This window comes from Rhizobacter sp. Root1238, assembly GCF_001425825.1.
GTDB lineage: Bacteria > Pseudomonadota > Gammaproteobacteria > Burkholderiales > Burkholderiaceae_C > Rhizobacter.
Genome location: NZ_LMDM01000002.1, coordinates 223,219 through 231,123, shown reverse-complemented (window position 1 = coordinate 231,123; position 7,905 = coordinate 223,219). Strand labels below are relative to the sequence as shown.

General features: G+C 68.2%; 8 protein-coding genes and 1 pseudogene. All 9 read right to left on the bottom strand.

Annotated elements, in window-relative coordinates; genetic code table 11:
- Positions 1–1,254: MCP four helix bundle domain-containing protein (locus ASC98_RS03680; RefSeq protein WP_235581156.1), on the bottom strand; the 1,254-nt coding region annotated here is incomplete at its 3' end.
- 19 nt (positions 1,255–1,273) lie between these two features.
- Positions 1,274–1,825, bottom strand: a complete 552-nt coding sequence (locus ASC98_RS03675; RefSeq protein WP_056813060.1) for a chemotaxis protein CheW — start codon at positions 1,823–1,825, stop codon at positions 1,274–1,276.
- A 46-nt stretch (positions 1,826–1,871) separates the two neighbouring features.
- Positions 1,872–2,267 carry a hypothetical protein gene (locus ASC98_RS32250; RefSeq protein ID WP_235581155.1) on the bottom strand — a complete coding sequence of 132 codons (396 nt, stop codon included), beginning with the start codon at positions 2,265–2,267 and terminating at the stop codon, positions 1,872–1,874.
- A gap of 10 nt (positions 2,268–2,277) precedes the next feature.
- Positions 2,278–2,586, bottom strand: a pseudogene (locus ASC98_RS32245) (methyl-accepting chemotaxis protein); the annotation flags it as partial.
- Positions 2,541–3,683: an MCP four helix bundle domain-containing protein gene (locus tag ASC98_RS29235; RefSeq protein WP_082552749.1), complete on the bottom strand. Its 1,143-nt coding sequence runs from the start codon at positions 3,681–3,683 to the stop codon at positions 2,541–2,543. The gene ASC98_RS29235 and the pseudogene ASC98_RS32245, both read right to left, overlap by 46 nt.
- Before the next feature lie 29 nt (positions 3,684–3,712).
- Positions 3,713–5,842 (bottom strand): chemotaxis protein CheA, encoded by a 2,130-nt coding sequence (locus ASC98_RS03665; protein ID WP_056805432.1) that lies wholly within the window; start codon positions 5,840–5,842, stop codon positions 3,713–3,715.
- Positions 5,843–5,864: 22 nt separating this feature from the next.
- Complete coding sequence (locus ASC98_RS03660) at positions 5,865–6,173, bottom strand: lipid asymmetry maintenance protein MlaB (protein WP_056805428.1); 309 nt, start codon at positions 6,171–6,173, stop codon at positions 5,865–5,867.
- An 85-nt stretch (positions 6,174–6,258) separates the two neighbouring features.
- Entirely contained in the window at positions 6,259–6,627 is a 369-nt protein-coding gene (locus ASC98_RS03655) for a response regulator (protein WP_056805425.1), read from the bottom strand.
- Between the two features lie 41 nt (positions 6,628–6,668).
- Entirely contained in the window at positions 6,669–7,889 is a 1,221-nt protein-coding gene (locus tag ASC98_RS03650; RefSeq protein WP_157598156.1) for a methyl-accepting chemotaxis protein, read from the bottom strand.
- Positions 7,890–7,905: the final 16 nt, after the last annotated feature.

Genomic DNA, 7,905 nt, shown 5'->3' with positions numbered 1-7,905 from the left:
GTCGGTCACCTTCGCGTTCTCGGTGTTCTGCGAGATCGACGCCGTCATCTGCTCGATCGACGCGCTCGTCTCCTCGACCCCCGCCGCCTGCTCGCTCGATGCCTGCGACAGCGACTGCGCCGTCGCACTCACCTCTTCCGACGCCCCCGCCAGCGCTTCCGCGCCGCTGTTCACCTCGGTCACCACCTGCGACAGCTTGTCGACGGTGGCGTTGACGTATTCCTTCATCTCGGCGAAGGCGCCTTCGTAGTCGCGCTCGATGCTGCGCGTCAGGTCGCCTTCGGAGACCGCGCCCATCACCTGCACCACGTCGCCGATGCTGTCGCCGGTGGTCGACACCAGCGCGTTCAGGCCCTCGCCCATTTCCTTCTGGAAGCCCTGCAGCCCGTCGAGCTCGACGCGCGCGCTGAAGTCGCCGCGGTTCGCGGCCGCCACCACGTTGCGCTGGCCGTCGATCACCTGCTTCAGCCGGCCCACCATCTGCCTCACCGCGAACAGCATGCTGCTGTCGTCGCCGGCACGCAGCGTGATCTGTGCCGACAGGTCACCGTCTGCCACCTGGTGCAGCAGCGCCGCGGCGTGGTCGGGCTCACCGCCGAGCTGCCGGCTGATCACGCGGGTGACCAGCAGGCCCAGCCCGATCGCCACCACCACCGAGACACCGATCACGACCAGCATCAGCGTCCAGGTGTGGCGCACCGTCTGCTCGGCGCCCTCGTTCGTCGCCTTGGTCTGGCTTGCGAGTTCCTCGATCACCTTCGCCATCGTGGCCTCGATGTCCGAGACCGCCTTGCGCGCCGGGCCGTTGCTCTGGTCGGAGGCCTGGTCGAACTTGCCCTCCAGCACCAGCTGCGCGATCTTCTCGTTCTGCGCCAGGTAGGTGGGCAGCTGCGCGTCCAGCTCCTTCATCAGCGCCTGTTCGGCCGCGCTGAGCGTGGTGGCGCGGTAGGCCTTCAACGCGAGGTGGAACTTGTCGAGGTGCGTCGCTGCGCGGCGGATGGTTTCCTTCACCTCGGCCGGGTCCTTCATCGCCGGCAGGCGCACATACGAACGCGAATGCGCGGTCAGGCGCGCCTCGGCCTCGGAGATGTCCTGCAGCGGCAGCACGTTCTCGACGTAGGTCGCGTGGATCATGCCGCCCAGTTCGCTCAGGCGCGCGAGGCTGTAGCCGCCGACCAGCGCGGTCAGCACCGAGCACAACAGAAAACTCGCCAGCAGCTTGTGCGCCAGCTTCATGCGATGGAACCAGTTCATGTCAATCAGTCCTTGGAGATCAGACGGCCAGCGCGTTGTGCGGGCGGTCGGTGGCTTCGGCCAGCGTGCCCAGGTCGTCCAGCGACAGCACGTGGTCGACGTTGAGCAGGATCACGAACTTGCCGCGCACCTTGCCCATGCCGTGGATGAAATCGGTGCGGATGCGGGCACCGAAGGCCGGTGCCGGCTCGATGTCGGCGAGATCGATGTCGAGCACCTCGTTGACCGCGTCGACGACGACGCCGATCACCTGGCGCTCGCCTTCGGACTCGACCTCGACGATCACGATGCAGGTGCGCTTGGTGACCGGGCTCGGCGGGCGGCCGAAGCGCGCCAGCAGGTCCATCACCGGCACGACGGCGCCGCGCAGGTTGATCACGCCGCGCACGCAGTCCGGCATCATCGGCACCTCGGTGAGGCTGTGGTATTCGATGATTTCCTTGATCGCGAGGATGCCGATCGCGAACATCTCGCCTGCCAGCATGAAGGTGAGGTACTGCGCCGGCTCGGCGGCGACAGGGCGCGCGACGGCGGTGGCCGGCGCGCGATGGGTCTGGACCAGTGCGGTCATGGGGGAACTCCCGGGTTCAAGACAAGACGTTCGGAAACGTGCGCGATCAGAAGCGCGCGAACTGCGATTCGTCGGGCGCTTCGCCAGCACCGGCGAAGGCCATGCCGCCGGCGAGGTTGAAGCCACCCGAAGCGGCACGCTTGCCGGCCTTGGCGCCGCGCGTGGCCGCCGGCTTGATGGGCGGCTGGCCCGAGGCCTTCGCGACCTGGGCGCTGCCGCCACCGGCCAGCTTGAAGAACGACATGGTCTGCTGCAGCTGCTCGGCCTGGCTGCTCATCTCTTCGGACGTGGCCGCCAGCTCCTCCGAGCTCGACGCGTTCTGCTGCGTCGTCTGGCTCAGCTGGCTCACCGCCGCATTGATCTGGCTGACCCCCGACGACTGCTCTTCCGATGCCGCCGTGATCTCCTGCACCAGGTCCGAGGTCTTCTTGATGTTCGGCACCATCTGGTCCAGCCAGCTTGCGCACCTCGGCCGCCACCACCGCGAAGCCCTTGCCGTGCTCGCCGGCTCGCGCCGCCTCGATCGCCGCGTTCAGCGCCAGCAGGTTCGTCTGGTACGCGATGTCGTCGATGATCCCGATCTTCTGCGCGATCTGCTTCATCGCCGCCACCGTCGCGCGCACCGCTTCGCCGCCTTCGGCCGCTTCGCTCGCCGCCTTCGTCGCCATGCCGTCGGTCACCTTCGCGTTCTCGGTGTTCTGCGAGATCGACGCCGTCATCTGCTCGATCGACGCGCTCGTCTCCTCGACCCCCGCCGCCTGCTCGCTCGATCGATGTCGTCGATGATCCCGATCTTCTGCGCGATCTGCTTCATCGCCGCCACCGTCGCGCGCACCGCCTCGCCGCCCTCGGCCGCTTCGCTCGCCGCCTTGGTCGCCATGCCGTCGGTCACCTTCGCGTTCTCGGTGTTCTGCGAGATCGACGCCGTCATCTGCTCGATCGACGCGCTCGTCTCCTCGACCCCCGCCGCCTGCTCGCTCGAGGCCTGCGACAGCGACTGCGCCGTCGCGCTCACCTCTTCGGACGCCCCCGCCAGCGCTTCCGCCCCGCTGTTCACCTCGGTCACCACCTGCGACAGCTTGTCGACCATGTGCTTCATCGCCTGCAGCAGCTGGCCGGTCTCGTCGCGGCTGGTGGCGTCGATCCGCACCGTCAGGTCGCCTTCGGCCAGCCGGTTCGCGGCCTCGACCGCGCGGATCAGCGGCTTGCTGACGCTGCGGCTGATGAAGAAGCCCAGCAGCAGGCCCAGCACGACGCCGCCGGCGATCGCGCCGATCATCACGCTGCGGCTGCTGCGGTACAGGCTCTCGGTGTGCTCGGCGGCCGCCTTGGCGCGCGTTTCCTTCTGCTGGATCAGCTCGTCGAGCATCTCGTCGAGCTTGTTGGCCTTGTCGCGCACCAGGTCGAGCGACTGCGCCAGCACCTCGTCGCGGTCGGCCAGCTTCTTCGCCGACGCCAGCGACAGCGCGCGCTCCATCTCGCGCTGGTAGTCCTCCGACAGCGTGCCGAACGCGGTGAAGACCTCCTTCGCGCGGTCGCTGACGAACAGCGGCTTGGACTTCTCGATGTAGTCCTTCATCTTGGCCAGGCTCTTCGTGATCGACGCCATGTGCTTGTCGCGCTCGGCCTGCGAGCTCGCCAGCAGGAAGTTCGAGCGCGCCCGCCCGATGTAGATCAGGTTGATGTTGGCTTCCTTGATGTACGACAGCCCCATCAGCTCCTTGTTGTACATGTTGTCGGCCAGCTCGTTCATCTGCCCCGTGTTGGAGATGCCGATGAAGCCGATCACGACGCTGATCGACGCGACGAGCATGAAGCCCGCGATCAGCCGCACGCCGATCTTGAAGTTGCTGAACATGGTGGTGCTCTCCCTGGAATGTGGTGGATTCAGGCGGCCGCGACCGGCATGACGGACGATTCCATCAAGGCCGGCACGTCGAGGATCAGCGCAACGTCGCCGCTGCCGAGGATGCTGGAGCCGCTGATGCCGCGGACCTGGCCGAACATCTTCGACAAGGGCTTGATGACGGTCTGCGCCTCGCCGAGCAGCGTGTCGACGACGATCCCGAATTTCTGGCCGGCATGCTTGACGACGACGATGTTCGGCCGCGCGCTCTGCGGTCCGTCGATGTCGAACAGCTCGCGCAGCCGGATGAAGGGCAGCACCTGGCCGCGCAGGTCGGTGTAGTCGTGGCCGGTCTCGGCGCTGAACTCGACGCATTCGTCGACCATGTCGAGCGGCACGACGAACACCGCCTTGCCGACACCGATCTGGAAGCCGTTGATGATGGCCAGCGTGAGCGGCAGGCGCACCGTGACGGTGGTGCCCTCGCCCGGCGTGCTGGCGATGCCGACGCTGCCGCGCAGCGCGACGATGTTGCGCTTGACGACGTCCATGCCGACGCCGCGGCCCGACAGGTTGGTCACCTTCTCGGCGGTCGAGAAGCCGGGCTCGAAGATCAGCGCGTAGATCTCGGCGTCGCTCAAGCTGCGGCCGGCCTCGATCAGCCCGCGCTCGACGGCCTTCGCGAGGATCTTCTCGCGGTTCAGCCCGCCACCGTCGTCGCTGACCTCGATCACGATGCTGCCGGAGTCGTGGAACGCGTTCAGCATCACCGTGCCGCGGGCGGGCTTGCCGCGCGCGGCGCGCTGCTCCGGCGAATCGATGCCGTGGTCGATCGCGTTGCGCACCAGGTGCGTCAGCGGATCGCCGATCTTCTCGACCACGGTCTTGTCGAGCTCGGTGTCCTCGCCGTCGATGACCAGGCCGATGTCCTTGCCCAGCTCGCGCGAGACGTCGTGCACCACGCGCTGGAAGCGGCTGAAGGTACCGCCGATCTTGACCATGCGCAGCTGCAGCGCGCTGTCGCGCACTTCCTCGACCAGGCCGGACAGCACCGAGTGGCATTCCTGCAGCTCGCTGTTGCGGGTCTTGCGCGCGACCAGGTTGGCGCCGGCCGACGCGATGATCAGCTCGCCGACCAGGTTGATCAGGTGGTCGAGCTTGTCGGCATCGACGCGGATCGACTGGCTCTCCTGCGTCTTCGCGTCTTTCACGCGCTTCTGCTTCTCGAGCGCGGCCTCGACGACCGGCGGCGAGACGCGGCCCTGTTCGACCAGCACCGCACCGATCAGCGGCGTCGGTACGGCCCGGGCCTGCGTGTTCAGCGCCGCTTCCAGTTCGTGGGCGGTGACGGTGCCGCAGCGCACCAGCATCTCGCCGAGGCGCGACGACTCTTCCGGCATCGCCTTGATCAGGTCGATGTAGTCGCCGATGCGGCTGTGCGGCGGCACGATGCGCAGCGTGCAGTCGTCCAGCACGAAGTCGAACACGCCTTCGATCGCCGCCTTGTCGGCCTGGCTGCGGAACGCGATCTCGAAGCCGAGGTAGCAGGACTCGGGGTCCATCTCGTCGGCCGCCGGCAGCGCATCGGCCAGCGTCACGATGCCGACCACCTGGCCGAGCGTGCCGAGGAAGCGGATGAAGGACAGCGGGTCCATGCCGTTGCGCAGCACGTCGGGGCCGAAGCGCAGCGAGATGTGCCACAGGTCGGCGTCGTGCGGCGCGCCGCCGATGCGCTCGAACGACAGTTCCGGTGCCGCGCTCGCCACCACGGCACCCGCCGGCGCCAGGTGCGCGCGCAGGCGCGCCAGCAGCGGTTCGCCGCGCTGCAGCAGCGCCGGGTCGACCTGGTCCGCATCGGATTCGACCGCGTCGACGAGCGCGCCGATGTGGTCGCCGCAGGCCAGCAGCAGCGCGACCATCGGCTCGTCGACCGCGAGGCGGCCTTCGCGCACCTCGTCGAGCACGCTTTCGACGACGTGCGTGAACGCCACCACCTGGTCGAGGCCGAACAGCCCCGCCGAGCCCTTGATGGTGTGGGCGGCGCGGAAGATCGCGTTGATCGTCTCCGCCGGTTCGGCCTCTTCGCGCACGCGCAGCAGCGAGGCCTCCATGTCTTCCAGCAGCTCGCGGCTTTCCGCGTAGAAGGTCTGCAGGGCCTGGTCCATGTTCATCGGAGTGCTTTCCAGGGGCGCGTCACGCGGCGCGCGATGAGGACGGGGACGACCCGACGACCAGCGGGTCGCCGAAGTGCGCGGCCAGGTCGAACAGCTCCAGCACCTCGACGACGGCAGGGCTGTGGTCGACCAGGCGCAGCGTGCGGCCGGCCGCACCGGCCTCGCGCTTGGCGAGCAGCAGCAGCTGCAACCCGGCGCTGTCGAACTCGCTGACCTGCGACAGGTCGACCTCGACCGCCGCATGCTCGGCGACCGCGGCCAGCAGCGTCTGCTTCAGTTCGGCGGCGCGGTAGATCGTCAGCTCGCCCTCGATGCGCAGCTTGGTCATGACAACCCCTCGCTCGATGAGTACATCGATCGATCCCCCAAGGGGATTCGGGCCGGCTTGGGAGCGGCCCGGCGCTCGGCCCGCTTCATGGCAGCACGAGCTTCTGCACGACCCCCAGCAGCTGCTCGGGCTTGAAGGGCTTGACGACCCAGGCCTTCGCGCCGGCTTCCTGGCCTTCCTTCTTCTTCGCCTCCTGCGACTCGGTGGTCAGCATCACGATCGGCGTGAACTTGTAGGCCGGCATCTGCTTGACCGCCTTCACCAGGCTGATGCCGTCCATGTTGGGCATGTTGACGTCGCTGATGATCAGGTGGACCTTCTGGCCGGTCAGCTTCTTCAGCGCGTCCTTGCCGTCGACGCCCTCGATCACGTCGTAGCCGGCTTGCTTGAGCGAAATGCCGACGACCTGCCGCACCGAGGCGGAGTCGTCGACGATCAGGATGTTCTTGGCCATGGTGTTGTGTGCTCCCGGTCTGTCGTTGTCAAAGGCTTGGGTCAGAAGAAGGTGATCTCTTCGCTGGCGTCGGCGCTGGCGTCGGCGCCCTGGCCGCCGTGTGTGCTGTGCAGCTTGCGTTCGTCGGCCATCGCGTAGGTCTTTTCCAGTTCAGCCAACAGGCCGGCGCTGTCGATGGGCGTCAACGCGCCGCTGCGCTCGAAGCCTTCGCGGCTGCGCGTCAATTCGGCCGGCAGCTGCTCGATGTTCTGGCGCACATGCGACATCACCTGGCTGACGCGGTCCTGGAACTGCAGCTGCACCAGCGCTTCGCCGATCTCGCCCTGGATGCCGACGCTCTCGCGCTTCAGGACGTCGGCCGAGGCGACCAGTGCATCGGTGACGGTGTGGAAGCCGCCGAGCACGCTGGTGATCGTGGTCTCGCAGGCGACGATGGAGGCGGCTTCGCGCTCGGCCGACGCATCGGCACTGCGGCGCGCGGTGGCGATCGCGTCGCCGATCAGCGCGACCTTGTCGGCCATGCGCCGGCCGGTTTCGCCGGACGCGGCGGACAGCTTGCGCACCTCCTGCGCCAGCACCGAGAAGCCGCGGCCGGTCTCGCCGGCGTGGGCTGCCTCGATCGCGGCGTTGATGGCCAGCAGGTTGGTCTGCGACGCGATGTTGGCGACCTCGGCGGCCATCTGCTGCAACTCGGCGACGAAGCGGTTCAGGCTCTGCACCTCGGCATGCATCGCGCCGTTGCTGGCCATCGCGGCGCGCAGCGACTCGAGCACGCCATTCAGTTCCTTGCTGCTGTGCGCGAAGACGGCGACCAGGCCCTGGTCGCTGCCCTGCATCGAACCGGCGGCGAGGTTGGACGCGCGCATCGCCTGGTCGAGCTTGTCGACGATGCCGCCGAAGCGCAGCGCGAGGGCCTCGATCGCGGCCTCCATCTGCGTGCGCGAGCTTTCGATGTGGCCGCCCCAGACCGGCAGCAGTTCGCGACCGAGCCGCTCGGTGCCGGCGACGAAGGCCGCGGTGGCGTCGTGCTGCTGGCGGCGCAACGTGGCCTGGCGCCGGTCGAACAGCGCGCCGGCGATGCCGAGGCCCGCACCGACCAGCAGCGCCCAGCCGTTCCAGCCGCTGGCGGCCCAGGTGGCGATGCCGCCGGCCAGGCCCATCGCGGTGCAAGCGAAGGCGCTGGGGGTCAGGCGCAGGCGGGACGGCGACGCGCTCGATGGCAGCGCCGCGTCACGCGCAGAGGTGAGGCTGAAGGAGGACATGCGTACTTGTCGGCAT

Bases quoted from the DNA above. Each gene is read 5' to 3' on its own strand.
- ASC98_RS03675 (WP_056813060.1), bottom strand. From the start codon at position 1,825: ATGACCGCACTGGTCCAGACCCATCGCGCGCCGGCCACCGCCGTCGCG.
- ASC98_RS29235 (WP_082552749.1), bottom strand. From the start codon at position 3,683: ATGTTCAGCAACTTCAAGATCGGCGTGCGGCTGATCGCGGGCTTCATG.
- ASC98_RS03665 (WP_056805432.1), bottom strand. From the start codon at position 5,842: ATGAACATGGACCAGGCCCTGCAGACCTTCTACGCGGAAAGCCGCGAG.
- ASC98_RS03660 (WP_056805428.1), bottom strand. From the start codon at position 6,173: ATGACCAAGCTGCGCATCGAGGGCGAGCTGACGATCTACCGCGCCGCC.
- ASC98_RS03655 (WP_056805425.1), bottom strand. From the start codon at position 6,627: ATGGCCAAGAACATCCTGATCGTCGACGACTCCGCCTCGGTGCGGCAG.
- ASC98_RS03650 (WP_157598156.1), bottom strand. From the start codon at position 7,889: ATGTCCTCCTTCAGCCTCACCTCTGCGCGTGACGCGGCGCTGCCATCG.